The 26,131-nt window shown below is 65.0% G+C and carries 23 protein-coding genes and 4 pseudogenes; 11 read left to right on the top strand and 16 right to left on the bottom strand.

Annotation, left to right across the window (positions count from 1 at the left end):
• Positions 1–34 precede the first annotated feature (34 nt).
• The gene (locus tag AC5RVN_RS13995; RefSeq protein ID WP_494138342.1) at positions 35–835 is read right to left on the bottom strand and encodes an alpha/beta hydrolase family protein; all 801 of its coding nucleotides are present in this window, start codon (positions 833–835) and stop codon (positions 35–37) included.
• 99 nt (positions 836–934) lie between these two features.
• On the opposite strand from AC5RVN_RS13995, the gene AC5RVN_RS13990 reads away from it, so the two are divergent.
• The gene (locus AC5RVN_RS13990; RefSeq protein ID WP_494040326.1) at positions 935–1,261 is read left to right on the top strand and encodes a GYD domain-containing protein; all 327 of its coding nucleotides are present in this window, start codon (positions 935–937) and stop codon (positions 1,259–1,261) included.
• Between the two features lie 42 nt (positions 1,262–1,303).
• Here the strand turns inward: AC5RVN_RS13990 and AC5RVN_RS13985 are convergent, their stop codons facing one another.
• Genes AC5RVN_RS13985 through AC5RVN_RS13970 form a run of 4 tightly spaced genes read right to left on the bottom strand, consistent with a single transcriptional unit; the run spans position 1,304 to position 7,768 of the window.
• Positions 1,304–3,865: an AMP-binding protein gene (locus AC5RVN_RS13985; protein ID WP_494138341.1), complete on the bottom strand. Its 2,562-nt coding sequence runs from the start codon at positions 3,863–3,865 to the stop codon at positions 1,304–1,306.
• 38 nt (positions 3,866–3,903) lie between these two features.
• Entirely contained in the window at positions 3,904–5,061 is a 1,158-nt protein-coding gene (locus tag AC5RVN_RS13980; RefSeq protein ID WP_494138340.1) for an ABC transporter ATP-binding protein, read from the bottom strand.
• Entirely contained in the window at positions 5,058–6,749 is a 1,692-nt protein-coding gene (locus AC5RVN_RS13975; RefSeq protein ID WP_494040323.1) for an ABC transporter permease, read from the bottom strand. Before AC5RVN_RS13975 ends, AC5RVN_RS13980 begins: the two co-directional genes overlap by 4 nt.
• On the bottom strand, positions 6,746–7,768 hold the full coding sequence (locus AC5RVN_RS13970; protein ID WP_494138339.1) for an extracellular solute-binding protein: 1,023 nt from the start codon (positions 7,766–7,768) through the stop codon (positions 6,746–6,748). The genes AC5RVN_RS13975 and AC5RVN_RS13970 overlap by 4 nt, the downstream gene beginning before the upstream one ends.
• A 150-nt stretch (positions 7,769–7,918) precedes the next feature.
• On the opposite strand from AC5RVN_RS13970, the gene AC5RVN_RS13965 reads away from it, so the two are divergent.
• Entirely contained in the window at positions 7,919–9,484 is a 1,566-nt protein-coding gene (locus AC5RVN_RS13965; RefSeq protein ID WP_494138338.1) for a succinic semialdehyde dehydrogenase, read from the top strand.
• Between the two features lie 92 nt (positions 9,485–9,576).
• Here AC5RVN_RS13965 and AC5RVN_RS13960 read toward each other — a convergent pair whose 3' ends face one another.
• Positions 9,577–10,542 carry a ribokinase gene (locus tag AC5RVN_RS13960; protein WP_494138337.1) on the bottom strand — a complete coding sequence of 322 codons (966 nt, stop codon included), beginning with the start codon at positions 10,540–10,542 and terminating at the stop codon, positions 9,577–9,579.
• Complete coding sequence (gene uriT / locus AC5RVN_RS13955; protein WP_494040319.1) at positions 10,539–11,966, bottom strand: uridine transporter UriT; 1,428 nt, start codon at positions 11,964–11,966, stop codon at positions 10,539–10,541. The genes AC5RVN_RS13960 and uriT overlap by 4 nt, the downstream gene beginning before the upstream one ends.
• Before the next feature lie 132 nt (positions 11,967–12,098).
• On the opposite strand from uriT, the pseudogene AC5RVN_RS13950 reads away from it, so the two are divergent.
• Positions 12,099–12,716, top strand: a pseudogene (locus AC5RVN_RS13950) (LacI family DNA-binding transcriptional regulator); the annotation flags it as partial.
• A 33-nt stretch (positions 12,717–12,749) separates the two neighbouring features.
• On the opposite strand, the gene AC5RVN_RS13945 reads toward AC5RVN_RS13950, so the two are convergent.
• Entirely contained in the window at positions 12,750–14,240 is a 1,491-nt protein-coding gene (locus tag AC5RVN_RS13945) for a M1 family metallopeptidase (protein WP_494138336.1), read from the bottom strand.
• A 275-nt stretch (positions 14,241–14,515) separates the two neighbouring features.
• Between AC5RVN_RS13945 and AC5RVN_RS13940 the strand changes: the two genes are divergently transcribed.
• Positions 14,516–15,622 (top strand): GTP pyrophosphokinase, encoded by a 1,107-nt coding sequence (locus AC5RVN_RS13940; protein ID WP_494105677.1) that lies wholly within the window; start codon positions 14,516–14,518, stop codon positions 15,620–15,622.
• 181 nt (positions 15,623–15,803) lie between these two features.
• The gene (locus AC5RVN_RS13935) at positions 15,804–16,895 is read left to right on the top strand and encodes a hypothetical protein (protein WP_494138335.1); all 1,092 of its coding nucleotides are present in this window, start codon (positions 15,804–15,806) and stop codon (positions 16,893–16,895) included.
• 138 nt (positions 16,896–17,033) lie between these two features.
• Here AC5RVN_RS13935 and AC5RVN_RS13930 read toward each other — a convergent pair whose 3' ends face one another.
• Together AC5RVN_RS13930 and AC5RVN_RS13925 are read right to left on the bottom strand one after the other, a co-directional pair.
• Positions 17,034–17,264 (bottom strand): hypothetical protein, encoded by a 231-nt coding sequence (locus AC5RVN_RS13930; RefSeq protein WP_494138334.1) that lies wholly within the window; start codon positions 17,262–17,264, stop codon positions 17,034–17,036.
• 233 nt (positions 17,265–17,497) lie between these two features.
• Positions 17,498–17,995 (bottom strand): MarR family transcriptional regulator, encoded by a 498-nt coding sequence (locus tag AC5RVN_RS13925; RefSeq protein WP_494138438.1) that lies wholly within the window; start codon positions 17,993–17,995, stop codon positions 17,498–17,500.
• 256 nt (positions 17,996–18,251) lie between these two features.
• Here AC5RVN_RS13925 and AC5RVN_RS13920 point away from each other — a divergent pair, with 256 nt between their 5' ends.
• Positions 18,252–18,617, top strand: a complete 366-nt coding sequence (locus tag AC5RVN_RS13920) for a DUF7793 family protein (protein WP_494105676.1) — start codon at positions 18,252–18,254, stop codon at positions 18,615–18,617.
• A gap of 112 nt (positions 18,618–18,729) precedes the next feature.
• On the opposite strand, the gene AC5RVN_RS13915 is transcribed toward AC5RVN_RS13920, so the two are convergent.
• The 3 genes from AC5RVN_RS13915 to AC5RVN_RS13905 form a co-directional block, all read right to left on the bottom strand.
• A complete protein-coding gene (locus tag AC5RVN_RS13915; RefSeq protein ID WP_494138333.1) occupies positions 18,730–19,488 on the bottom strand; it encodes a GAF and ANTAR domain-containing protein in 759 nt (252 codons plus the stop codon).
• 89 nt (positions 19,489–19,577) lie between these two features.
• Positions 19,578–19,712, bottom strand: a complete 135-nt coding sequence (locus AC5RVN_RS13910; RefSeq protein WP_494040309.1) for a hypothetical protein — start codon at positions 19,710–19,712, stop codon at positions 19,578–19,580.
• Positions 19,713–19,786: 74 nt separating this feature from the next.
• Positions 19,787–20,041, bottom strand: a complete 255-nt coding sequence (locus AC5RVN_RS13905; RefSeq protein ID WP_494105673.1) for a hypothetical protein — start codon at positions 20,039–20,041, stop codon at positions 19,787–19,789.
• Positions 20,042–20,476: 435 nt separating this feature from the next.
• On the opposite strand from AC5RVN_RS13905, the pseudogene AC5RVN_RS13900 reads away from it, so the two are divergent.
• A pseudogene (locus tag AC5RVN_RS13900) lies at positions 20,477–21,207 on the top strand (TetR/AcrR family transcriptional regulator C-terminal domain-containing protein).
• A gap of 80 nt (positions 21,208–21,287) precedes the next feature.
• On the opposite strand, the gene AC5RVN_RS13895 reads toward AC5RVN_RS13900, so the two are convergent.
• Positions 21,288–21,875, bottom strand: coding sequence for a TetR/AcrR family transcriptional regulator (locus tag AC5RVN_RS13895; protein WP_494105672.1), 588 nt, complete (start codon positions 21,873–21,875; stop codon positions 21,288–21,290).
• 68 nt (positions 21,876–21,943) lie between these two features.
• Here AC5RVN_RS13895 and AC5RVN_RS13890 point away from each other — a divergent pair, with 68 nt between their 5' ends.
• The 4 genes and pseudogenes from AC5RVN_RS13890 to AC5RVN_RS13875 all read left to right on the top strand — a co-directional run bounded on the left by AC5RVN_RS13890 (position 21,944) and on the right by AC5RVN_RS13875 (position 24,930).
• Complete coding sequence (locus tag AC5RVN_RS13890) at positions 21,944–23,116, top strand: MFS transporter (protein WP_494138332.1); 1,173 nt, start codon at positions 21,944–21,946, stop codon at positions 23,114–23,116.
• Between the two features lie 141 nt (positions 23,117–23,257).
• Positions 23,258–23,899 carry a dihydrofolate reductase family protein gene (locus tag AC5RVN_RS13885; RefSeq protein ID WP_494138331.1) on the top strand — a complete coding sequence of 214 codons (642 nt, stop codon included), beginning with the start codon at positions 23,258–23,260 and terminating at the stop codon, positions 23,897–23,899.
• A gap of 31 nt (positions 23,900–23,930) precedes the next feature.
• Positions 23,931–24,290, top strand: a complete 360-nt coding sequence (locus tag AC5RVN_RS13880; RefSeq protein WP_494105669.1) for an iron chaperone — start codon at positions 23,931–23,933, stop codon at positions 24,288–24,290.
• Between the two features lie 75 nt (positions 24,291–24,365).
• Positions 24,366–24,930: pseudogene (locus AC5RVN_RS13875) on the top strand (dihydrofolate reductase family protein).
• 90 nt (positions 24,931–25,020) lie between these two features.
• Here the strand turns inward: AC5RVN_RS13875 and AC5RVN_RS13870 are convergent.
• The gene (locus AC5RVN_RS13870) at positions 25,021–25,608 is read right to left on the bottom strand and encodes a hemerythrin domain-containing protein (RefSeq protein WP_494138330.1); all 588 of its coding nucleotides are present in this window, start codon (positions 25,606–25,608) and stop codon (positions 25,021–25,023) included.
• A gap of 224 nt (positions 25,609–25,832) precedes the next feature.
• A pseudogene (locus tag AC5RVN_RS13865) lies at positions 25,833–26,131 on the bottom strand (xylose isomerase); the annotation flags it as partial.

Raw genomic sequence — 26,131 nt, 5'->3', positions numbered from 1 at the left:
CGGGCAGCAGATCGTTTCAGTGCAGCAGATCCGTTCAGCGCAGCAGCTCCTGAATCAGTTCCCGGCACTTGAGGTATGCCGGCGCGGAGGGATCGATCAGCGCGTAGTGGTCCCCGGGCACGTAAATCAGCCGGGCCGGCGCGGGCCCGGCCTGGCCCGCCTTCACATACGAGGTGGACATGCTGGGCGGCACGTCCTCGTCCCCGGTTGCGTGGACGGCGTACACGGGAATATCCAGCGGCAGGGCGGCCATTGGGTCCGCGTACCGGTGCCGCCCGGGGACTTCCGACGACGGTCCGTGCAGCAGGTTGGCAACGGCACCGCTGCTGAGGTTGAGCCTTTCGGCCTCGGCAAGGTTCAGGACGCCGGACTGGCTGACCACTCCAGTGAGGCGGACGCCGTCAGCATTGGCTCCGACCTCGCGGTGCTCACCCTCGAGACCCAGCTGTCCCAGCCGGTCCCGCCCGGCCGCCCACACGGCGAGGTGCCCGCCCGCGGAATGCCCCAGTGCCACCACCTTGGCAAGGTCCAGAGCATGGGTCTCCGCGATCTCCCCCAGCTTGTCGATTACTGCCAGGACATCGGAGAACGTGTGGGGCCAGCCGCCCCCGTTCCCCGCCCGGCGGTACTCAACGTTCCAGGCCGCCATCCCGTGCGCAGCCAGGTCCTGGGCCAGCGGCTCCCCCAGCTCTGCCCCGTACTTCGACCGCCAGTAGCCCCCGTGGACCACCACAGCCACGCCTCGGTGAGTACCGGCGTCGGCCAGGTCAGGGAGGAACAGCTCACCCCACTGGCTGGGGTCATCGCCGTAGTAATACCTATGCCGCTGCACCATGAGCCGAGCCTACCGCCGGAGGCACCTGGCCGTTGCCGTCCGGGCGGGGCGCTGCCATTCTGGGTGGATCCACCCCTGCAGTACCTGAAAGGACACGAGATGCCGCTCTATCTGTCAAAGTTCAGCTACACGCCGGAGACCTGGGGGCGGCTGATCAACAACCCGGAAGACCGGCGGAAGGCGGCCCAGACCTACATCGAATCGGTGGGCGGAAAGCTTCACGGATTCTGGTACGCCTTCGGCAGCCACGATGGCTACAACCTCTGGGAAGCCCCGGACAACGTTTCCATGGCAGCGGTGGCATTGGCCATCAGCGGGGGCGGCGCCCTGAGCTCGTTCGAAACCACAGTGCTGATGAGCGTCGAGGAAACCATGGAGGCCCTGCAAAAAGCCGGAGAAATCAAGTACCGGCCGCCGGGCAGCTGATGGCAGGGTCAGCATCACCATTGAGCACCCGACGGCGGCGGATCACCTTAGCGCCGGATGTTCCGCCGCTGCGCGCCGCTGCCTGCCGGCTGAACTGAACCACCGGGCCCAGAGACCTGCAGCGGCGCCGGGCAGCCACCGGCACAAGGCCCAGTAGCCAACTCCCACCACCAGGGAACCCACTACGGCCAGGACCGGGTTGATGGGCAAGAGCACCGGATAGACCAGCCAGTGCGTGAGGTAGATGTACAACGACGCCGCGGCAAGCCACCCCGTGGCCTTGCGCAGGACGGCGGGCACGGGCAGCGCCGGCACCCAGACCAGCAGAAGGATGCCCGCGGCCACGGTGACCTCCCGAACGGTGCTGTTGAAGAAGCCGGGCAGGGTCAGCAGGGTAATGGCAGAGACGGTCAGGCGGTGCAGGTGGGTGCGGGCCCGGGCGAGCGCCCAGCCCAGCGCGAAGATCCAGAACACCGGCGGAGGTTTGGGCAGGCCGGGGTCAACGATGTCATAACGGCTCAGCAGGGCGATACCCACCAGTCCCAGCGCGAAGGCAAACGGGGCCCGCCTCTCCCAACGGTCAACCCACGGCACGGCCATGAGCGCTGCCATGGCCAGCAGGATGTACACCAGCAGTTCCACGAACCAGAAGTGCCACTGCGTGGTCACCTCCTGCGGCCCCACCATGGCATTGAGCAGGAAGATATTGGCAACCGTGTAGCGGTCCGTGAGCAGGTAGGCCAGTGCGATGAACGCCACCGACGGCACCACGATCCGGGCCGCGCCGCGGAGCTGCCGGCGCAGCCTGGGACGGCGTGCTTCTGCCAGCTGGAACCGGGCGAAGTTGTATCCCGCCACTGCGAAAAGCAGGTGGGCGGTCTGGAACATGAACAGTTCCACATGTGTGGCCACGATGCACACAATGGCGGCGGCGCGGACCACGATCGATGTCTCGAGGAAGGAGACGAACCGACGCCGCTTCGGCTGCCGGCGGCGCTCCAGTTCCTGCACGGGGATGAGGTGCCAGTCCGGCGGCAGCTGCCCCAGGACCTGCTCAAGCCGCACCGAGACCGCCACGTAGGACAGGGAGTCCCCGTCCAAAGAGACGAAGGTGTCATCGTCGGCAACGGAGGAACATTCCAGGGCATCGATGAAGATGCGCCTGATGTCCGTGTCCGCGGCCGGGCCGGCGGGCGCGGCTGGCGCGGCAGCGGACGCAGCGGGCTCCGCCGCAGCAAGCAGGAGTACCGCGGGGTAGTCCACCTTGCCGGTAGCCAGGCGCGGAAGGGCTTCCACCGGGTGGATTGCGACGGCGGCGCGGGGCAGACCTATAGTGCCGGCAAGGGTTTTGGCGAGCATTCCGCCGTCGTGGTCGCCTTCGGCGGCGACCACCAGGCCCTCGTCGGAGCCTGCCGCCGCGGCGGTGATCCCCATGTCGGCGAAGATTGTCTCCACCTGCCCGAGGTCCACACGCAGGCCCACGATCTTGACGAACCGGCTGCGCCGGCCCACCACCTGGTACAGCCCGTTCGGGTGCCGCCGGGCGAGGTCGCCGGTGCGCAGTTCGTGGACTTCCCGGCCGAGTGCCAGGTCCGCCGGCTGCTCGGCGTACCCGAGCATGACGTTGGGGCCGTTATAGACCAGTTCCCCGTCCGCCAGGTCCTCCACCGGTTCAATGCGGAAGGCGCCTCCCGGCACCGGGACGCCGATGCTTTCCGGATGGTCCGCGGCGAGATCCGGTGGCAGGTAGGCCATCCTGGCCGTCGCCTCGGTTGCCCCGTACATAACGAAGAGGTCCCAGCCGCGGCGCTGCCCGGTTTCCGCCCACGAGCGCACCTTCTCCGGCGCCAGCCGGCCGCCGGCCTGGGTGACGTAGCGCAGGTGGGGCAGGTCCTTCTCCGCAAAGCCCACCCGTTCCAGGAGGTCGAATGTGTAGGGGACGGCTGCGAAGGAGGTGGCCCGGCGTTCCCGGAAGAGGTCCCAGAAGCAGGGGTCCACCACCGAAAGGTCCGTGAGCACCAGCCCGGCTCCGCGGACCAGGTGGCTGTTGATGACTGAGAGGCCGTAGCAGTAATGGAGCGGCAGTGTGGTGGCGGCCCGGTCTTCGGGTCCGATGTGCAGGTACTCCGCTATCGCCTCGGCGTTAGCCGTGAGGTTGGCGTGCGAGAGCCGCACCAGTTTCGGGGAGCCGGTGGAACCCGAAGTGCTCAGCAGCAGCGCCAGCTCGGGATGCAGGTGGTGGCGGGTCCCGCGGCGGCGCTCCTCCAGCAGCGGTACCCCGCCGCCGTCACCGGGCCGAAGGAGCACGTCCGGATCGTAGGCGTCCAGCAGGGATGCCAGGGCGTCGGGCTTGTCCGCCGGAGCTAACAGCAGTGGATGCCCCGCCGAGAGCGCCGCCAGATAGCCCACCAGGGAGTCCAGGTCATTGCGTGCGGCCAGAACCACCAGCCGGCGCTCGGTGCCCAGCCGTGCGGCAAGGTGGTCCACCAGGGAAGCAAGCTCCCGGTAGGAAAGGACGCCATTGGGGGTATGGACCGCGGGGCGGTCTCCGTGGCGGGCGAGGTCCGTGAACGCGACGCGGGCGAGCCCGGGCTGCGCTGTCAAAGCGCCACCAGGGTGGGAAGGGTAAGCATGGGGAGTGCCTAACTGAGCTGAAGTGGTACTGAAGGGCGCGGCTCCAGGGAGCTGCCCGGGGGTGGTGAGGTGATGGCGCGGTCACCGAGCAGCAGGGTGGGGGTGGTTCCTGCCGCCACCGTCACGGCTACCGGGGTGCCGATGGGGTGGCGCACGGTGTGCGGTTGCCAGGAGCGCACCGTCCGTCCCGAGGCGAGCGTGACGTAGTGGAGCACGAACGCGCCGTGGTACTCGATGGCGGATACCCGCGCGGGAGAGTCTGCATCCGGCTGCAGGGCCACCTCGTGGGGCCGCAGCACCACATCGACGTCCGCTTCGCTGTTGGCCCAGCCCGGGACGGTGGACACCACGCCGATCTCGCAGGTCAGCAGGGCGCGGTGCACATGGGCGGGGAGGAAGTCGGCGTCGCCCATGAAGGAGGCAACGAACCGGGTGGCGGGCTGTTCGAACACCTTCTCGGGGGTGTCCGCCTGTTCAATCACGCCGCGGCGCATGACCACCACGCGGGTGCCCACGGACAGCGCCTCCGTCTGGTCGTGGGTGACCAGCACCCCGGTGGTCCCGGCCTCCTTGAGCGTAGCCACGGTGTCGCGGCGGACCTGCGCGCGCAGGGATTCGTCCAGGCTGGAGAAGGGTTCGTCCAGGAGCACGACGGCGGGGCGGGGCGCCAGGGCGCGGGCCAGGGCCACGCGCTGCTGCTCGCCGCCGGAGAGTTCGTGCGGATACCTGCCGGCGTAGTGGCTGAGCCGTACGAGGTCGAGCACTTCCCCGGTCCGCGCCCGGCGCTCAGCGCGGGTCAGGCGGTTTAGGCCGAACTCGACGTTCTGTGCCGCGGTCATGTGCGGGAACAGCGCGTAGTCCTGGAAGACCAGCCCCACCCGGCGCTTTTCGGGTTCCACGAAGCGGCGGTTGTCCGCCACCACGTCCCCGGCGACCCGGATGATGCCCTGGTCCGGGCGTTCCAGGCCTGCGGCGAGGCGCAACGTTGTGGACTTCCCGCAGCCCGAGGGGCCGATCAGGGTCACCAGTTCGCCGGCCGGGATGGCGAAGTCCAGGCTGTCAGCGCCCAGGGTTGAGCCGTAGTGCTTGCTCACGCCTTCAAACACCAGCGCTGCCTCAGCCCCGCCGGTCCCGCCGGGACGGTGTCCGTGTGCCCTTATGCTCATGCCGGGGCCCTTCCAGAGGTTTCAACACTTCGGGCCTGCCGGACCAGAACCAGGACGGGCAGGATGGCCGCTGCCACGATCACCAACGCGGGCAGCGAGGCCTTCTCCCAGAAGTTTTCGCGCGCCAGCTCGTAGACCCACACTGACGCCGTCGTAAACCCGAACGGCCGCAGCAGCAGCACGATGGGCAGCTCCTTGACGGCGTCGATGGCCACCAGCATCAGGGCCACCGCGATTCCGGACCTGGCCAGGGGTACGTGCACCCGTGCGAGGATCCGGCGGGGTGCCGCGCCCAGGCTTAGGGCGGAAAAGGTGAGGGTCATGGGAATCTTCGCGAAGCTGGAGTCCACTGCCTGGTAGGCAGGCGCCAGGAACCGGATGACGTAGGCGTACAGGATGCCAAGCACGGATCCGGTGATGAGCAGTCCGGTGCCGCCGGGAACGCCTGCCGTTTCCAGTGCATCGTCCAGGGCAGCAAACGAGATCAGCACGCCGATGCCCACGACGGCGCCGGGCACGGCATATCCGAACGTGGTCAGCTGCGCCGCCCAGGAGACAAACCTGCCCCCACTCAGCCGCACTCCGTGTCCCACGGCCACGGCGATGAGCACGCAGACGGCAGCGGTAACTGCCGCCACCAGGACCGTATTGATGATGTACTCGCCAAAGCGGGGATCCGCGAGGAAGCCCGGATTCCTGGCAGCTCCCCCGGCAGCCCACGCCAGCAGCTGGAACACCGGAATCAGGAAGCCCGTGCTGACGGCCGCGGCACAAAGAGCGGCAGCTCCCCAGCCGCGGCCGCCGTCGAGCCTCCGGGACTGCAGGCCCTGCCCCCGGCCGCCCTGCCGGTGGTACCGTGCCCTGCCGCGGAGGGCCCGCTCTCCCGCCAGCACGGCGACGGCGAACAACAGCACCAGCACGGCCAGCTGGGTGGCCGCGTGGAAGTTGAAGGTGCCCTTCCAGACCAGGTAGACGCCCACGGAAACGGTCTGGACGTTGAAGTACTGCACCGTGGCGAAGTCGGTCAGGGTTTCCATCATCACCAGGGACATGCCCGCGGCCAGTGACGGCCGGGCCAGTGGCAGCAGGACGCGGCGCAGCGCCCGGGCACGTCCTGCGCCCAGGGTCCGGGCGGCGTCGTAGGTTCCGGCCGTATGCTCAATCAGCGCGGTGCGGGCCAGGAGGTACACGTACGGGTAGAGGGACAGCGACATCACCAGGATCGCTCCCGGCAGCGAACGCACTTCGGGCACCCACACGTCTGCACCGAACGCCGTGCGGAGGGCTGTCTGCACCGGCCCGGACACGTCGAACACGGAGAGGAAGACGAAGCCCAGGATGTAGGCAGGCACGGCCAGGGGAAGAACCAGCAGCCAAACGAAGAGGTTGCGCAGGGGGAAACGGTAGGCGGTCACCAGCCAGGCCAGGCCGCCGCCCACAAGGAGCGAGCCCGCACCCACGCCGAGCATCAGCAGCAAGGTGGTCAGCACCATCCCGGGAAGATCCCGCGGCGGCGCGGTGCTGCCCAGGCTGCCCAGGCCGTCAAGGACCACCGCGAGCACGGGCGTAACAACAACCGCAGCCACCACTGCGACGAGTGCTGCCCAGGCCGGACGGCCGGCACCGGCCGTCCGGCGGGGACGGCGCTTCGGCGTCCCCGCTTCAGCGAGGACAGCCGTTTCGGTCACTTGTATCCGGCCTCGGCGAGCAGGTCGACAGCCTCGGCGTTGAGGTCGCCGTAGGCTTCGGCGTTCAACGGCATCCGCTTGAACTCCCCGAAGCCCGCAATGACCGGCTCCGGCTTGGCGGACGGGTTGACCGGGAACTCGTGGTTGGCGTCAACGAAGGCGTTCTGGCCCTTCGTGGCAAGCCATTCGACGAGCTGCTGCGCCTTTTCTGCGTTGTCGGAGCCCTCCACCACGCCGGCCCCGGAGATGTTGACGTGCGTTCCGGCGCCTTGCTGGCTGGCCCAGTAGAGGTCCACCTGGAAGTCCGGCTTTTCCTCCAGCGTGCGGGCGAGGTAATAGTGATTGTTGATTCCCACCTGGCAGGTTCCTGCGTCGATGGCTTCCAGCAGCAGGACGTCGTTGCTCATGATCTGTACGTCGTTGGCCACCCAGCCCTTGGCGATTTCCAGTGCTTTCTCCCGGCCGTGGAGGCCGATCAGGCTCGCCACCAGGGACTGGGTGTAGGAAGAGGTGGCGTCGCGCATGCACAGCCGGCCCTTCCACTTAGGGTCAGCCAGGCCCGCATAGGTGTCAGCCGCATCAAATTCTGCTGGGTCAACCTTGTCCGGGTTGTAGGTGACGGTCCGTGCGCGCATGGCCAGGCCGTACCAGCGGCCCTCTGCGTCGCGCAGGTCCTCCGGTACTGCTTCCTTCAGGACTGGGGAGTCGACGGCGGCAAGTTCGTCCTGGCGGGCGGCGTTCCACAGATTGCCGGCGTCCACGGTCATAAAGACATCGGCAGGGGTGTCCTCCCCCTCCGCCTTGAGCCGCTCAAGGAGCTCGGCGTCGTCCCCGCTGATGAACTCCACCGTGATGCCGGTCTCGTCCGTGAACTGGCCGAAGGCACCCTCCAGGTCATAGTGGCGTGCCGAGTAAATCTGCAGGTCGGCCGGCTTCCCGCCGACAATCCCGCAGCCGGTCAGGGCGGCGGTAACGGCTGCAAGGCCTGCGGTGGCAGCAATCAAGCGTCGGATTGGCACGTCTGGAGCTCTTCTCACAAGGGCGGCAGTGACCGCAAGCTGAATTTGGCAAGGTAAGGCTATCTTAATTCGGCGTGGCGGCTTGAACTGTGAACCCAAGGTGACACCCGCTGTAGGCTCGGGAGCTAACGGAGGCCAAAGGGGATCACGATGACAAGCACCACCCAGCCCGGACCGGTACCAGCCACAAAGCCTGGATCTCCCTTGGCACCGCCGCATCTTTCGCAGCTTGTGGCCAGCGCACCGGGGCGGCCAACCCAGGCGTCCTTTTCTCCGTTCGACGGCGGAGCCATCGGCGAAGTGCCCGTCTGCACTCCCGGTGACGTCGAGGCCGCCGTTGCCGGCGCCCGGGCAGCCCAGCGCAAGTGGGCCGTCGTTCCCCTCCGGGAGCGCCGCGCCGTCGTCGGGCGCTTCCGCAGGCTGCTCCTCGAGCGCGAAGCGGACATCCTCGACCTCGTGCAGCAGGAGAGCGGCAAGTCGCGGCTCAACGCGTTCGAGGAACTGGCTGATGCCGCCCTCACCGCGGCCTATTACGAGCGCAACGCCGAACGGTACCTGCGCCCCGCCCGCCGCACCGGGGCCGCTCCGGGCCTGACACGGACAATGGAGTACCGGATCCCCAAGGGCGTGGTGGGCGTCATCAGCCCTTGGAATTATCCCCTCACCCTCGCCGTCTCGGACGCGGTTCCCGCCCTGCTGGCCGGCAACGGGGTTGTGCTCAAACCCGATTCACAGACCCCGTTTACGGCGCTGCTTGCCCTGGAACTGTTGCAGGAGGCCGGGCTTCCGCAGGATCTCTTCCGGGTTGTCACCGGGCCGGGACCGGTTCTGGGGTCCGCGATGATTGGCTCCGTCGATTTCCTCATGTTCACCGGTTCCTCTGAAACCGGGAAGACTGTGGCCAGGCAGTGCGCCGAGCGGCTCATCGGTTTTTCCGCTGAACTGGGCGGTAAGAATGCCATGCTGGTCCTCGCCGACGCGGACCTGAAGAAGGCAGCCCGGGGTGCGGCGCAGGGCTGCTTCTCCAATTCCGGCCAGCTGTGCATCAGCATGGAGCGGATCTACGTGCACCGTGCCGTTTTCGAGGAATTCCTGGCTGCCTTCACCCGGCTGGTGGAAGGGATCCGTGTGGGCGCGGGCACCGGCTGGGACATCGACATGGGCTCGCTCACCGGTCAAAAGCAGCTGGACAGGGTGACCGCCCACGTCCAGGACGCGCGCGCCAAGGGAGCCCGGATCGTGACCGGCGGCCGCGCCCGGCCGGATCTGGGCCCGTTCTTCCACGAACCCACCATCCTCACGGACGTCACGGAGGGCATGCTGGCGGCCCGGGAGGAAACGTTCGGGCCCGTGGTCAGCATCTACCAGGTAGAGCACGACGACGAAGCGGTCGCCCTTGCCAATGACTCCCGCTACGGACTCAACGCCAGCGTCTGGTCCGCGCGGCACGGTGAATCAGTGGCGCGCCGGGTGATGGCCGGGACGGTGAACGTGAACGACGGCTACTCCGCTGCGTGGGCCTCGCACGATGCGGCGATGGGCGGGATGAAGGACTCCGGCGCCGGGCGCCGGCACGGCAGGGAAGGCATCCTGAAGTACACCGAGGCCCAAACAGTGGCCGTGCAGCGGCTGTTCCCGGTTGGCGCTCCTCCGGGGGTGTCCAACGAGCGGTACACGCGGCTGGTGAAGGGTGCGCTCAGGTTGATGGGCCGGTAGCCCGGCGCCTGGAAGACACCGGCCGCCGGGCGCCCGGCTGGAGCTGCGGGGCGCCCGGCTGGAGAGCACGACGGCGGGGCCTGGCGGGTTTTTCAGGCCCCCAGCAGCCGCTCCACGTCAGCGGCCTCCGGATACGCGGCCTGCGTCCCCTTGCGGGTGGTGGCCAGGGCGGCAGCCACCGACGCGAAAGCAGCAGCCTCGGCAAGCCCATCGCCGGCGGCAAGCCGCACTGCAACGGCACCGGTGAAGGCGTCGCCGGCGCCGGTAGTGTCAACAGCACGGACCGTGGTGGGAGCAATCCTGGCCACCCTGCGGTCCTCCGGCGCCAGCGAATCCAGCACCACCGACCCCTGCGCACCGAGCGTAACCAGGACCTGCTGGATGCCGTGTTCGGCAAACCGCAGCCGCACCGTGTCCCAGTCGGCATCCGCCGCGTCAGGGCCCGGCGCAGCGGCACCGTCGCCCAGGAACAGCGCGGCTTCGTGGGCGTTGACCAGCAGGACATCGGTGAGTGCCGTCAGTTCCTCCGGCACCCCGCCGTACGGCGAGAGGTTCAGCAGAACTGTGGCGCCGGCGTCGTGCCCTGCCCGGGCGGCGGCCAGCACAGTGTCCATGCTGACTTCAAGGCACAGGCACACCACGGCTGCCTCCGCCATGGCATCAGAGGCCTCCGCCACGTCCGCCGGCGACAATGTGCCGTTGGCACCGGCCGAGATGATGATGTTGTTCTCGCCACGGGCGTCCACGGCGATAACAGCAACACCGGTAGGTTCCGGGGAAGTCCGCACATGGCCGACGTCGACCCCCGCGCCCGCGGCGGAGGACAGCAGCATGTTGCCGTTCGCATCCTCCCCCACGGCTCCGACGAGGCTCACTTTCCCGCCCAGGCGGCTTGCTGCGACGGCCTGGTTGGCGCTCTTGCCGCCCGGGTTCACGGCGAACCCGTTGCCGTGCACGGTCTCGCCGGGAAGCGGGAGGCGTTTGCAGTAGATGGTCAAGTCCGCGTTCAGGGAGCCGACGACGGCGATTCGGCCCGCGCTCCCAGCTGCGGCGTTCACTCGGCCACCTCAGCCTCAACCGGCTTGGGGATCAGCAGCGAGGCGGCGAACGCGGCCACGGTTAGGGCGAGGCCGACCACCACAACGGTCAGGTAGGACGCCTTGGCATCCCCGAGCGAAGCGGTGGCCACGAGCACGGCGGGCAGGATCAGGAAGCTGAGGCCCGCGCCGAGGTTGAAGGCGCCGGCGTTCATGCCGGGCAGGAAGCCGGGGTTGCCCGCGGGCGAGAGGACAACGCCGAGTCCGTTGAGCATGATGTTGACCGTACCGGCGTACATTATGCCCAGCAAGACGGTGCCGGCAATCATCAGCGGCAAACTGTTCAGGCCGAGGAACGCGATGACGGCAAGCGCGGCGATGCTGCCCAGGAGGCCGATGCGGAGCACCCTGGTGTAACCCAGCACGGGGGCGAGTTTGCCGCTAAGCGGCCCCACCACCCAGCCCAGCAGGGCATATGGCGTGAGGATAATGAGCGACATTTCCGTGGGTCCGATCCCGAAACCCGGGCTGGCCGCCTGCACGTATGCGGGGACGATGCCGTTGATGACGGCGAAGATACCGGTCATGGTCAGCGTGGTGGTCAGCAGGGGCGCCCAGGTGGAGCGCTGGCGCAGGTGCACCGTTTCCACCATGGGCTGGCTGGTCCGTTTTTCCGTCCGCCAGAACAGGTAGAACGCGACCGCGGACACCAGTACCAGCGAGAGGCTCAGCATCAGGGTGCCCGATGAGAACCCGCCCACCAGCTTGGCTCCCTCGTTGAGGGCGGTGAGCAAAGCACCGACGGCCACCACAATGAAGAACACGCCAAGCCAGTCCATCCGGGTGCCTGCGGCCGGCTTGCTTTCGCCCGCCAAGAAGGTGATCAGGGCGGTGGCTACCAGCGCCAGAACCACCATGAGCCAGAAGATGCTGCGGAAGCCGTAGTGCTCGGCGAAGTACCCGCCCACAAAGGAGTCGACGCCCGCCACGCCGCCGTTGACGGCCGTGATGAGGCCCATCAGGATGCCGTACTTCCGCGGGTTGCTGACCGCGGAGCGCAGCATGATCAAACAGAGCGGCACGGTGGGGCCGCTGACGCCCTGGATGATGCGGCCCACGAAGAGCCAGGTGACGTCAGGGGCGAGGGCCGCGATGACCGAGCCGGCGGCCATCAGCAGCATCATGCCCACGAGCACCTTCTTCCGTCCCACGATGTCGCTCAGACGGGGCAGGAACAGGGAGAACAGGGCGGCTGCGGTGAAGAACCAGGTTTGGGAAAGGCCGATAACAGCCTGGTCCGTGTTGAGCTCCTCGCCCATGGTCACCAGGGCGGGGCTGAGCATCGAAGCATTGAGCTGGAAGGCCACGCAGGCTGCCAGCAGGGCTGTCATCAGGGCGGTGACGTTGCCCCGGCTGGTGTTGGTTTCGGAGACGGTGGCAGTCATTTACTTGATCCCTCCCACTGTGGCGTGGGCACGTTCCTGGTGTTCGACGCCTGCCGTGCTGCCTCCGGCAGCCGGCTCACCGATGTTAACCAGTGCGTCCGTGACGAGGTTCCAGAACCTCTCGTGGTCCAGCTCGAGGACCTCGGGTCACCTTCGCCGCTGGTCCTGCTCGATGCCCCCGGGCTGGAGGCGTACGCACCGTCGGTGAACCTGGACGTGGCCAGCGGGGCGCGGGAACTGGCGGCACATCTCGCCGAGTCGGGCCACCGGCAGGTGGCATACGTGGACAGTGTCACGGGCACCGAAACGTTTGCCCTCCGCCGGAAGGCCTTCCTGGAGGAGGTGTCCGGCCGCGGTGTCACCGTGGGCGAGGAACGCATTATTGGCACCACCATCGACGTCGGCGCGGCGGCTGCCGCCTTCGCCTCCGCTTGGCCGACGTGGCAGCGCGAGGGGGTAACTGCCGTCGTCTGCGGTACTGACACCCACGCCTACGGCGTGCTGCAGGAGGCGCGGGTGGCCGGGGTGCGCATCCCCGAAGAGCTGGCCGTGGCCGGCTTCGATGACCTGCCCTATTCCGCCACGAGCAATCCCGGGCTTACCACCGTGCACCTGCCCGCCACTTCCCTGGGGTTGAAAGCCGGGGAGCAGCTGCGCCGCCTGATGGAGGGCAAGGCCCTGGAACAGACCGGGGTCACGCTGGAGAGTTCGCTCGTGGTGCGCGGCTCCACAGTGGCGGCCAAGGCCTGACGGTTCGGCCCGCCGTCGTTCTTGCTGTAATTTTCAAGGCATGGCAGGCCGGTCGCTCTCCCGCAGCCAGTCATTGAAGAACGCGGCGAGCTGCTGGCCCGAGGCTTCCTCCATCACTGCCTCGAAGTCTTCGCCGGTAGCTGACGAATCGTCATACCTGGCCAGCCATTCCCTCGCACCTGCAAAAAACGCTGGGTCCCCCACCTTCGCGCGCAAGGCGTGAAGGGCTGCTCCGCCACGGCGGTAAACCTGCTCCGCGAAGAGGTTGTCCCGTCCCGGTTCGGTAATATTAAGCGCCCAGAGGTTTTTCGTATCAAGCTCGGCAACAGTGTCGGTGAATTGCTTTGCCACTGTGGCTTTTCCCTGGTGTTCGGCCCACAACCACTCGATATACGTTGCCCAGCCCTCGTTGAGCCAGATGTCCTGCCAGTCCGCCGGGCTGACGGAGTTCCCGAACCATTGGTGCCCCAACTCGTGGGCCACCGTATTCTCGCTCGCCGCCTGCGAGTAGACCGGCCGCGTTTGGATTTCCAGGGCATAGCCAACGGAATCGTCATCAACGATCGCGCCGAACGCCTCGAACGGGTACCGTCCGAACAGTTTTTCCAGGAAGGAGATCATCCGGGGCTGCAGGGCGAGTGAATCGTTGGTTCCCGTGAGCGCTTGGCCCGTCACGCCGGCGTCGACAGCGTTGATGATCGGCAACCCGCGGGGTCCTTCGTCATAGGACAGGGCGTAATCACCCACGCTTGCCGTGGCCAGGTAGCTGGCCATGGGATCGGATGCCTCCCAGGTCCACGTCGTCCACCCCGCCCTGGTTTGCGGTTTAGCCGCGGGCAGGCCGTTGGCCACGGCGGTCTTTCCTTCCGGGACGGTGATGCGGAAGGTGTAGGTGGCCTTGTCCTCCGGGTCGTCATTGACGGGATACCACGTGGACGCTCCTTCGGGTTCATTGGCTACGAGGGCGCCGTCGGCGGTGGTGACCCACCCGTACAGCGCCCCGGTGGCGTCGACGGGCCGACCGGTAACGCCGGCGTAATCGATGGTGATGGTGGCCTTGTGGCCGGCCTTCAGCTTCGGCCGAGGGTTCACGGTCAGCTCCCACACGCGGTTGGCGTCGTCCCGCAGCTGGGACCATTCGGCAGGGACAGCGCCGTCCCCGGCGGTCCCCTGCTTCGCGTGCTTCCCGTCCACCTCTACTGCGCTGACCAAGAGGCCGCGCAGGTCGAAGTTGAGGGCGTCCAGATCCTGTGTGGCACGCAGGGTGATGGTGGCCTCCGCGGTGAGGTTACCTGCGAGCACGGCAGGGTCTGACGGCGGGGTGTACCGGAGATCGAGGTCGTAATGGAGGACGTCGTACCCGCCGTTACCGGCGTTGGGAAAGTAGGGGTCGCCGCTCCCGGTTGCTCCGGCGGCGTATTGCGGCGCATTATTTTGAGGCATCGCTTGCGCGGGAGCGCCAAGGCCGGCAGCAGTGGCTGTAACCAGCACCATGGCGGCCGCTATGGTGCTTGATGTTCTCATCAATATGGTCATTGTGGTGGTCCTGAAAGGGGCAGAAGCCGGGCGCAGGCCGCTTGAATCTGCCGTGCGGCAAGTAACGTCAGTGCCTTCGCGGCAACGAGACCGGTACCTGCGGCTCCTGACGCCGCTCCCCACAGTTGGGAAGAACTTAGGCCCCGCTGCCGGGCTTGTCAACGCTCAGCTGGAAACTCCCCGCGCCGCCCGGCCGGGGCGGGCGCCGGGAGGCTGCCTCGCGCCGCCGTCGTTCTGTCCCACCCCGGCCGTAAGCTGGAATCATGCCGAGTAACTGGGACAGCCTGGACGCGAGCCTCCGCGAGTCCGTGGAGCACAACGTGGAGATTTACGAGCGCGTCCGGCCTGCCTTGAAACTGGTGACCCGGGATGTCCTGCTGCTGATGCGGGACATGCTGAAGGACAGTGAAGTTACGCCGCTGTTCGTCACCGGGCGCACCAAAACGGTGGAATCGTTCAAGGAGAAGATTTCCCGGATTGAGGAGCCGCTGGAGCCCGGCGGCCCGCCGGTGCTGAAGTTCCCGGACCCGTTCCGGACCCTGAACGACATGGTGGGCATCCGCGTGATCACCAAGTTGCCGGCCGAGAACGCCGCGGTGGCCAACATCATCAAGCGCCAGCGGCAGCTGTTCGACTGCCGCGGTGACCGGGAAAAGGACATCGGTTCCATCGAGTCCGGCACTTACGGTTACTCCAGCCGGCACCTGATCCTGCGGACCATCCAGAACGAGGCCGTGAAGGAGTACCAGCAGGTTTTTAATCCGGACGCCCAGCCCAACGGCAGCTACTTCTTCGAATGCCAGATCCGCACGATTTTTGCCCACGCATGGAGCGAGATTGAGCACGACATCCGGTTCAAGGCCGAGGATCCCCGCGCCTGGTCACCGCACTTCGACCGGCAGTTCACGGCCACCGCGGCGATGCTGGAAACGGTGGAAACGGCGTTCGCAGACCTCCACGAACGCTACGAGGAAGTGCGCAGCTTCTGGGACATGGACGGCGAGGGGGCCGCGCCGCTCACGCCCAACCGGATCCGGGACGTCTGGCGCACGCTGCTGCCGCACGTGGACCGCAAGGTGGACGACGACTGGGGCTGGGCCGCCGAGCTCCTCGCCGCGCACGGCCTCAACCAGACCATGCAGCTGGCCGGCCTGCTGAGTGCCAACCGCATCACCGAAGTCCGCAAAGCCCTGGACCACCGCTACTCCCCCGGCCCGGACCGGCTGCTCGATGACCTGCTGCTCTGGCAGTACGGCACCAAGCACATCGACCTCACCGCCGAAGCGCCCGACGCCGTCCCGCACCCGCGGCGCGACAGCCTCCTGCGGCGGCTCAAAGAGATTGAGCGGTACCGGCTGACGAAGAAGTAGGAAGAGGGTTCCCGGGCGGAACTCCTTCGCGCGTCAAAGTTCGGCCGCCACCACCCGCCGCGGGTACCGACCCAGCCAGGAACGGTCACGGGCGGGAGGAACTTGCCGGGACCAGCGGGGAATCGGCGTAGCTTCCTCCATGCTTAGTGGCGATCCTGCCGTGTCTACTTAGGATGGATCGGTGACTAATGAGCCTTCCCTGAATGACATTCAGCCCGCGGAGTTGCGGCCGGATGCTGAGCTACTCGTCGGCCTGTTGGTCTCACCCTCTTTGGCGGCGGCGTTCGGCCCGGACGCCGCCGCCGCAACACGCAATGATCTGATGCAGCAATACCCGGGGGTGCACTGGGAGCTGACGGTGGTTGAGGACAGGTTGGTGGATCCACCCACCGAGACGCTGGATCTGCTGGAGGCGGCCCGGGACCGGGTGCTGGAGGAAGGCTGGGACCTCGCCGTGGTTCTTACCGACCTGCCTCTGAAGGACGGCCGGCGCCCGGTGCTCACCCAGCTGAGCCCACTGCATTCGGTAGGACTGGTAGCCGTCCCCGCCCTGGGGGCAAGACACGTGCGGCAAAGAGCACAGGACACGACGGTGCAGGTGGTCGGGCAGTTGCTGGGCTACGACGCTGAGGACCTTGACGCTCAGCAGAATTTCGCACGGAAGGCCTTCCAGCTGTCCAACGATCTGGAGGAGCGCGCGGACGACAACGTTGTGCAGTTCACCGCTCGGGTACTCAGCGGCAACGTTCGGCTGCTGCTAGGCATGATCCGGGCCAACCGGCCTTGGGCCTTTGTGGTCCGGTTGTCACGGGCACTGGTGGTGGCAGCGGCCACCGGGGTGCTGACACTGGTTGCCTCCGACCTTTGGTTGCTGGCCCTGGCCTACGGACCCCCACGCCTGGGGTTGTTGGCGGTCATGGCGATCACGGCGGTGAGTGCCGCCCTGATTCTGGGAGGCGGATTGTGGGAACGCCCGCGGCGGCGTGCCCAGCGCGAGCAGGTAACCCTGTTCAATTTGGCCACCGCCGCAACCGTGGTCATCGGCGTCCTGGTGTTCTATCTGGCCCTGTTTATCCTGTCCCTGCTCGGGGCGTTCCTGCTCGTCGACGGGACGGTCCTGGCAGGTGTCGCAGGACGCCCGGTAAACGCGCTGGACTATGCAAAGATCAGCTGGCTTACCGCCAGCCTGGCCACCGTGGGTGGAGCACTGGGAGCGGGACTAACGGACGAGGACGTGGTTCGGGCTGCCGCCTACACGCGGTCCAGCACCTGACACTGCCCAAACGCAGGAGTCCCGGGCGCAATACTCCGCCGCGCCCCGGGGCAGCCAGGAGCATTCGCGCAACGGGCACCTTCCCCCAAAGGCGTTATGGGCCCCCACTAATTGCAGGTTTTTCCGCCTGTTGGCCGCTCAGAAGCCGAATATTGAAAAGGGCGCCTTCGATGCCTCTGTTCCCCACAATGGCCGCTGCAGGTAATCCTCCAACTCGGGGATGGTGATTCCGGCAGCCCTCGCCAACGCTGAGGGGGTGATGCCGGCGTTTGTGGCTGTTCTTAGTGCGGCGCATAGCTCTTCCTCAGCTGAATCCAGCTCCCACTGCAAGCGTTCGAGCCGTGCTGACGCAAGGGTTGCGTCTCTCAACGAGTCGGTTGAAGACTCTGCAGTCAGTTCTGGTCCCGTCGCGGCTACCCCTTGTGCATCTGGCTGAGCAGGCCTGGTGGGCGGAAGTTTGGCGGCCGGCGCTCCGTGAAATCCTGCGCGTCGGTGCTTGAGGTGCTCTGCTACGGCGGTCATTTTCATCCCCAGACGTTTTCGGGTTTTACTAGCTTGCCTAGTATTTAGGACATCGAGCAAATTGTCCAGCTATCCGTGCTTTATTCCGCCTTGGCTACTTCATGCATGGCGTCCCGCATCCGGTTCACAAAGTCGATGACGGTGGTGAGCTCGCCTGGGCCTAAGGAGCCGATGACGTCTGCAAGGGGCCGTCGGGCTTCCTCCAGGGCACGCGCGTCCTCGTATTCAAACTGTTCCGTGTACTTGAGGAGTACAGCGCGCCGATCCCTTGGATGCGGTTCTCTGGCTACGACTCCACGTTGGACCAGTCGGTCAACGAGGGTAGTGACAGAGGCTGAGCTGAGCCCGAGACGTACGGCGAGCTCCGTGGGCCAGAGCCCTTCCCCGGCCGAAGAAGCTTCCTCTATGTAGCGAAGGGCAAGGGAATCGGTGGCTCCACGGTCCATGATGGGCCGGGTTCGCCGCAGCATTGAGGTTTCAGCCGCCCGGTATTCACTGAGGGCATTGAGCAGGTCGGTGAACAGGATCTGTTGTCGCCCGGCAATGGGGTGAGCATCAAGGCCTCCTGTCACAGACATCGAAACCACGTCCACTTCCTAGGTTGGCTACTTACATGCTCGTCAAGCAACCCAGCGTACCGCGATTCGGAACAATCCGCTTACCGGTTGAGCGTCCAGCTCAACGAGCGCTCGTGCAGGAGCCGCGAAGGAGGCCGAAATCGACAGACCCCGACGACTTGGCGAAGGAGACGGTCGCCGAGCGCCAGCTTTTTCAGCAAGCCGGTTTACATTAGGGGAAATAGATCAGCTCTTGGGGGTACAAATAATGGCGTCCGTGGAACCAGGAAAAGCTGAGCTATTTTTGGATGAACACGGCGTTCTTCAGCTGAAGTGGGCCCGCAATGCCACTATCCGGTCAAGTGATGCTGAGGCGGCCATGCATATGGTCAATGAGCTTTGCGGACAGACTGAGTGCCCCCTGCTGGTGGACATGGCGACAATCTCTAAAGTCAGCCGCGGAGCCCGAGTTGTCTTCGCCCGCACCTGCCAGGCCTCACAAGTCGCGCTTCTGGGCGCTTCCCCAGTAGATAAAGTCATAGCTAACTTTGTTTTGGCCCTGAACCCGCCGACCCGCCCCAAGCGCTTTTTTACGTCCCGGACAGAAGCCATGGCATGGCTACTGACAGGCACCACAGTCTGACTTGCTTCCGCTCGGGATCCTCGGAAGACTCCGCTTCCAAGCGCGGTGTGGCGCGGTTTTGAAGGCCACCCGGAGGCTTAGGCCAGCTGGCCAGCTGCCGGGTGCAGGAAAGCTAGGCGTCGAAGTGGGTGCGGATTGTTGGATCCGCCGTCAGGGAGGCGACCACTGACGCTGCGACATCACGTAGCTTCGTGTTGCGGCTGTTTGAAGCGATTTTCAGGATCTTCATGGCGGCGTCCTGACTGCAGCGGTTTTGGGCGATGATTGCCCCGGCTGCAAGGTCGATGACAGTGCGCGATTCCATTGCCGCAGCAAGGTTGTTTTTGGCCTCAGCGAGCTGGGTGATGCGTACCGCGAGCCGGAGGGCTTTGGAGGCATGGTAGGCATAGGACTGGACGTTGTCGATGTCCTCGCCGCTGAATCCGTGGGAGCGGGTGGAGTACATGTTAAGGCCTGCTTCCGCTTCCCCTTCAAGGGCCAGCGGCACCGACAGGCTGGACCTGACCTTTTCCGCCAGCGCCGCTGCTGCATAGCCGCCCCACCGGCGTTCCGTCCGGACGTCCGGCACGTGGACCGCGCTCCCTTCGCGTATGACCGTAAGGCATGGACCATCGCCGGCGCGGTATTGAATTTCATCGAGGCGGCGTGCGGACCCCCTTCGCTGCTGGCAACCATCACGGGCTTCTTTTGGCGCAGCAGGGTGATGCTGCAGAAGGCAACGGCAGGGTCCGAAAGTGTTAGAGCAGTGAAGTTCGCCAGTTCGTCCAGCATTGCCTTGACGTCCTCGGTCCTCAGTACGAGGTCCTGCAGATGATCGACGAGCAGCTCTGGCTGCAAGTGAAGTGGTTCCTGGGCCATGACTTGGCCTCATTCCTACTAATGCCCGTACGGCAGCCTTTGATGCGGGTTCCGAACCGACGTTGCGGCCGCCTGCAGCGCCCGCATGTGGAGTCTGGTTTTTTAGCTGTTGCCGGTGTGGACGATGCTTTCCTGGTCCTCTTCATGGGCGGGGGCGTCGGCGAGGCCATCCGGGGTCAGGTCCATGTCCTCCAGGGCGGCATGCGTGTCAGCGGTGGTGGCGTTAGTGTCAGTCATGGAAGGTATTCCTTCGCTTCTGCCGGTGCTGTGTGACCAGGCAGGCGGCGTGCATGGAGTCGCGTCACGACTGTTCAAACCATGGCCGGATAGCTGGTGAGGATGTAGTCCGCAGCGGCAGGGCACTTCTTCATGCGCAGGCCTTCTCCCGGGCTGAGCCGTTGGGTCATTGCAGCCCAAAAGACGTGTTCAGGCTGTGGTTTCTGCTGCGACACGCAGCACCAGCTGGTGTAAAGGCCGTAAAGGGAGTCCCCGTCGAGGCTTGCGCCTGACTCGTGGTCTTTGTAGGTGGCTTCTTGAAGGAACTGGTCGAACTGTGAATGCGCCAATGTGGGGCTCTTTTCGCTACAGTGCAGGTCTCCGCCGTTCGGCTATAGCGGCCTTAACTCAAATGCCATGCACGGGGCATTGAGCGTACTGACTTACCGTTGCGTTTCTGACGCTCGGGCTTGTTACTGCCCGGTGAAGCAGATGATCCTGGCCCGCACCGGAAGGGATGCTACGCCAAAGCCGCTATGTTCGGTAAGCGCCGGGGGCCGCTTTAGGCGTGCTCGTTGCGCGCTCGTTAAGGGTCTGCGTAATCAACTGTTCTCCTTTGGAGAATGTGAGCAGCCTGGACGGCCCCTGCAAACCCTGGTCCCTTTACTGAAACCATGTCGACAACTTCTCTACACTGTAGACTGTATGCGTAGACTAGGTGTTAAGCAAGCTTATGTATCGCCGTGTGGGTGGGCTTGGCGCTAAGTAAACAGGACGGATCCAATATGGCCTCTATTAAGAGTCGCGACGACCAAACTCCAAGAGGGCGGGGGCGTCTGAGCAGGGACATTGTGCTGAGAGCTGCTCTGGAGTTGGTGGACTCTGAAGGCCTCGATGTATTGAGCATGCGTCGCCTTGCCCAGGAACTCGGCTGTGATCCCATGAGCCTCTACCGGCACGCAGCGAACCGGGCGGCCCTGCTGGACGGCGTCACCGAGATAGTGCTGAACGAATTGGCAATTTTTCCCGATGACCCCGACTGGCAGGCACAGCTGCGCCGGATTGCCCATGACCTCCGGCTGTTGGCCCTTCGTCACCCCAACGTCGTGCCCCTGCTGGTCACCCGGCCGCTATCCACTCCCCTGGGCTTACGCCCACTGGGGACGCTTCGTCCGCTGGAACAAATCCTGGCGCTGTTGATAGACGCTGGATTCGCCCCCGCTGACGCCTTGCACGTCTACCGCGCCTACTACGGATTCCTTTATGGTCACATCCTCAACGAACTCCAGGAATTCATCGTGGACCCGGACGAAAACGAGGCCATCCTGAGATTGGGCCTGCACCGCTTGCCGGCCAAAAAGTTCCCCCACCTCAGGGCACTGGGGCAGTCCTGGCAGACTACGACGGCGACGCCGAACTCGATCAAGGCCTTACTATCCTTCTCAACGGATTGAATGCCCAACTAAGGCAACTCCCCCACCGGGGATCTCCGGACCCGGATGGGGCCGACTCCTAGAGGTAGTTGTCACTCCTGACCAACTGCAGCCATGAGCTTCTTGCGGTGATGCATTGGCTGCGCGGATTTCGTCGTAACGCTTACGGGGCGTTAGAAGCCGTCATTGCTTCAACGACGGTCTTGGCGGTCGCGTACCCGTCGGCAATCACCTTGTCCGGATCCGCTGCTCGCAGCATCATTCCCAGCACGCCGGTCAGGATCAGAGCCACTCGTTCAGCGAGGGCTTGTGCCGCACCGGTACCGACAACGGGTATGGCGAGTTCGTGAAGACGCGTGGTGAGTAGTTCCGTGTCACTGCGCAAAGCCTCATCGAGTAGCTGACTCGGGTGGGGCGTTTCTGCCGCCACACTGAGGAACGCGCACCACCGGGCCGTTGCAGGCCCGGACCGATACCGGGCCAGGGCAGGGAAAACAGCAAGTAGCTTCTCCTTGGCCGTTAAGGCAGCACAGACTTCCCGCTGCCAGTCCTGGTCCCAGCGCGTCAGGCGACGTCGCAATGCCTCGACGATAAGCCCTTCCTTGTTCCCGAAATGGGAGTACAGGGTGGCGGGCGCAACGTTGGCCTGTTTGAGGATCACGTCGACGGGTGTCGCTGCGACGCCTTGGGTAAAAGCAAGATCTTCAGCAGCGTCGAGCAACCTTTCCCGCGCGCTGGGTTGTGCGGCCATGCTTCCATCCTATAACGTTCGTTTCAATGAAACGCGCGTTACAGACCCGTCGGTCGACAGCCCCTCGAATGTTCGCGATAAGTGCCGTTGCGCTGGTTGCGACAACCTATGGCCTGGCCCGATTCGGATACGGTCTCTTCCTTCCTTCCTTCTCTTCGTCCTTCGCGCTGACCCCGACCATCGCAGGTCTCCTCTCATCCGGCGCGTCGCTCACATACTGCGCTTCAGCCGGTTTTGGATTCCGGTACGCGCCCCGTCGGCCCCGCTTCGTAACCGTCCTCGCCGGCTCGACCGCAACCCTTGGAAGCGCGGGCATCGCGGCGGCTCAGGACACGATCTTCTTCATTTTCGCTGTGCTACTGGCCGGGATGGGGGCTGGCTTCGCATCACCTGCGCTGGTGGAACTCGTGCAACGCAACACGGCAACGGCCAAGCGAAACCAACTTCAGTCGATCGTGAATTCGGGCACCGGTTTCGGTGTCGTCGCCGCCGGCGGTATGGCCTTAGTGCTGGGCCCCTCGTGGCGGGCAGCTTGGATCCTCATCGCCGTCATGACTTTCATCGCCATGGTCGGCGTCCTTCGCTCGGACGCTTCTGACACCGAAGGGCTTAGTAAGACTGCGAATCACAATGAAGGGTCTGGTAGCGGAGCATCCAGCGTTCGAGACCTAGGTTGGCCAATCGCTGCGGCTTTCGTCCTCGGGCTTGGAAGCGCCGCCCTCTGGGTATATGGACCCTCACTCCTCGAGGACGACGGCGGGATGACTGTCGCAACATCCGCGATCGCGTGGATGGCCTTGGGGGCCGGTAGCTCAACCGCGCTCCTCCTGGCGCCCTGGCTCGCCCAGCACTCCGTCAGGACCACTTGGTTTATAACCGTAGGTGCGACGTCGGCCGCCACAGTGGGATTCGCCCTGGTACCCACCAGCCCTGCGCTCAGCCTCGCTGCAGCAGGACTTTTCGGCCTCGCCTATACAGCAGCAACCTCAGTGCTCATCATCTGGGCCTCCCTTACAGCGGCGAACAGCGCTGCAGGAACGTCAATCCTTTTCATCAGCCTCGTTCTGGGCCAGGCCCTCGGATCAACAGTTATCGGTGCCCTAATTCAAGAAACCAGCCTGGTCTTTGCCTTCATTACTGCCGGAGCCCTATGCCTCCTCAGTGCTCTCGGAGCTACAACACAGCGGACAATTCCCGGACGTCGGCAGCAAGGAAAGACTCTTGAGCGCAGGATCAGGTGAACCCGTGGTGTCCGCTGGCTTGGGTGAAAGCTCCCGTGGCCATCCGGGCACCCGGACCGCTTCCATGAGTCAACGCGAAGGGTTGATATGGCCGGGATCGGGGCGTAGAGTCCACGACGTCGGAAGGGCAAGGAGCCGATCATGGGGCAACTGGTGGTCCAAGAGTTCGTCAGCGCCGACGGATTCGCCGCCGATGCCAACAACGATTTCACGTTCTATGAGTACTTGTCCGGCGGCACTGCCGAATTTGACCGCAGCCAACTGAAGTGGCTGGAGACGGTCGACACGATGGTCCTGGGGGCAAAGACCTACCGCGAATTCGTGGAGTACTGGCCAACGCCGGCCTCAGCACATGAACTCATTACGCCGGCGCTCAACGCGCTCCGGCGTATCGTATTCTCCAATCACCTTAAGAACGCCCCGTGGGGAGACATGCCGGAAGCACGAATTGAATCCGGCGACGCCGTAGCGGCAATCAGGAGAATCAAGGCCGAAGCGAAAGCCGACGTCGTCATTTGGGGCAGCCTGACCCTCGCCGGAACGATCCTGGCGGCGGGCGAAGTAGACCAGGTGAGACTGATCGTGTTGCCGGTAGCGATTGGTGCGGGACGGGGCGTGTTTCCTTTTGAGCAACGTCCACAAGTGTTGTCCCTGCAAAGTGCAACAACATATGACCAAGGGCTGATCGAGCTTGTCTATGGAGTCCTCGGGAAGGGTTCCGGGATTCACGCCGCGGATGCGTTGCCCGAGACATCCGGGTTCGACGAAAACTCCGGCAGCTGAAGGTTCGTAGCTGAACGCAGAGGGGCCCTGCATGCCAGAGACCTACTTAAGCGTCGATGACTATATCGCCGCGCAACCCGCTGAAACACGTCAGGTCCTGCAGGAAATCCGCAGACAGGTACACGAAGCCATACCCCACGCCGAGGAGAAGATCAGCTACGGCCTCCCCACCATCACCCTCCGGGGGCACTACGTCGTGTACTTCGCCGGCTGGAAACAACACGCTTCGGTTTACCCTGTGCCCCGCGGCGACGAACTTCTGAGGGCAGAAATGGCTCCCTATCTGGCGGGAAAAGGCACATTGAAGTTTCCGCTGGCTAAACCCGTTCCCTACAACCTCATCGGGAAAGTCGCCGCCCAGCTTGCCGCAGAAAGACATGGCGGGGCATGACCGCCGGTGTTTCTGTGACCGCTATGGGCGCCTGGTGTCTGTACAACTAATACTTGTCCGCGGGAAACTGACGCAATGCGGAAACTGGCCTTCGCCATGAACCTGAGTGTGGATGGCTACATCGCAGCGCCGGGGGGGTGACATCGGCTGGAGCACACCGAGTGACGAGCTGTTCCAGTGGTGGTCCGATCGGGTGGGGACAACGGCGCTTGCCCTGTACGGGCGCAGATTGTGGGAGACGATGAGCTCCCACTGGCCCACCGCGGACCTACAGCCTGACGCCACACCTGCACGAATCCAATACGCCCGCCGCTGGCGGAACATGCCAAAGGTAGTATTTTCCTCGACGTCCACCACAGTCGACTGGAACACCCGCCTGGCCACGGGCGACGCCATTTCAGAGATCACCAGGCTCAAGGACGAGACCGGCGGCTTCATGGACATCGGCGGTGCCACCCTCGCCGCGGCCGCCATGCGGGCGGGGCTGATCGACGAGTACTCGATCGTCACCCATCCGGTCCTGGTGGGCGGCGGCACCCCGTTCTTCACAGCTCTGGACAGCTGGGTGAACCTCCGCCTGGTGGAGACCCGGACTTTTCCCGGCGGAGTGGTCTTGACCAGCTACGAGACCAGGCGCTGAGGCACGACGGCGAATCACCTGGACGCAGACCAGCGCCAACTGCGCACGGCTATGACGCCGAACGGCACGCCCCTGCCGTGATGGGCGGCGTCAGTTGCCCTTCCGATCAGTGTGCCGGCCGGTGAGCTTGTCCAAAAGCCGGTCCACCATGCCGACGCCGGGCCCCACGGTCTTGTGGAACAGCTCGGAGTGCGGCGCGCTGGGGTGCGGCCGGGTAGGCGCCAGCTTTTTGGCTTTCTGGACCTTCTCGCCAATATGGACCAGTTTTTCGCGCGGGATGTGCAGGCGGAGCTTCGGGAACTGTTCGGACTCTTCGTCGTTGGCGTGATGGGTCAGCTGCTGCTCCAGCTCCTGCACCAGGTCCATGAAGGCTTGGCCGGATGACTCGGCTTTCTCCAGCTTCTTCATCAGCGTGACGATTTCGTCGTGTTCCTTCTTGTCGTGTTCGACTTCCTCCGGCCCGTTGGGCACGTGGTCCCTGATCGCAGGATAGACGTACATCTCCTCCGCGACAGCGTGCCGCATGATTTCCGCGATCAGGGTATCGGCCAGGTCCCTGCGCTCGTCCCCATTTGGGGAGCTTTTGATCTGCCCGATCAGTGCAACCATGTCCTGGTGGTCACTGGTCAGGATGTCCACGACGTCCACATTGGGTCCGGCGGAATTGGAATCACTCATGAGCTGGGCCTCCTCCTGGATCGCTTCCCGTAAGCGACGTGAGGGTCAAGTTACCACGCGGCAGCAACCCGATCCATAGGTGGAAGCCACCGCCTATGGATAGAAAATAAGGAGGAGTGCGGTCGCGGAAATAAGGACAAGAGGGGCATCTGGAGCGACCACGGCGGTCGCTCCGGATGCCCCTCTAAGGGCCGGCACTCAGCACCGGCCGCGGAAAGTCCTGGTCAGTGGGCGCCCAGGAGGTGTTCGATGGCGAGTTGGTTGAGGCGTACGAACGCGAAGGAGCGTTCGGCTGCGGTGTCGGCGTTGAAGTCCTCGAAGGCGGTGGTGTCGGCCAGCAGGTCGGTGCCGGTTTCGCCCTCGCCGAGGGTGGGTTCGCCGAGTTCGAACACGCCCGAGGCGGTGAGGGCTTCCTGGACCTGGGGATCGGCGCGGAACGCGAGGGCGCGTTCTTTCAGGAGCAGGTACATGTTCATGTTGGCTTTGGCTGATTCCCAGACGCCGTCGTAGCCATCGGTGCGGG

This window comes from Arthrobacter sp. sptzw32, from assembly GCF_059089735.1.
This window is presented reverse-complemented; position numbering and strand designations above follow the sequence as displayed.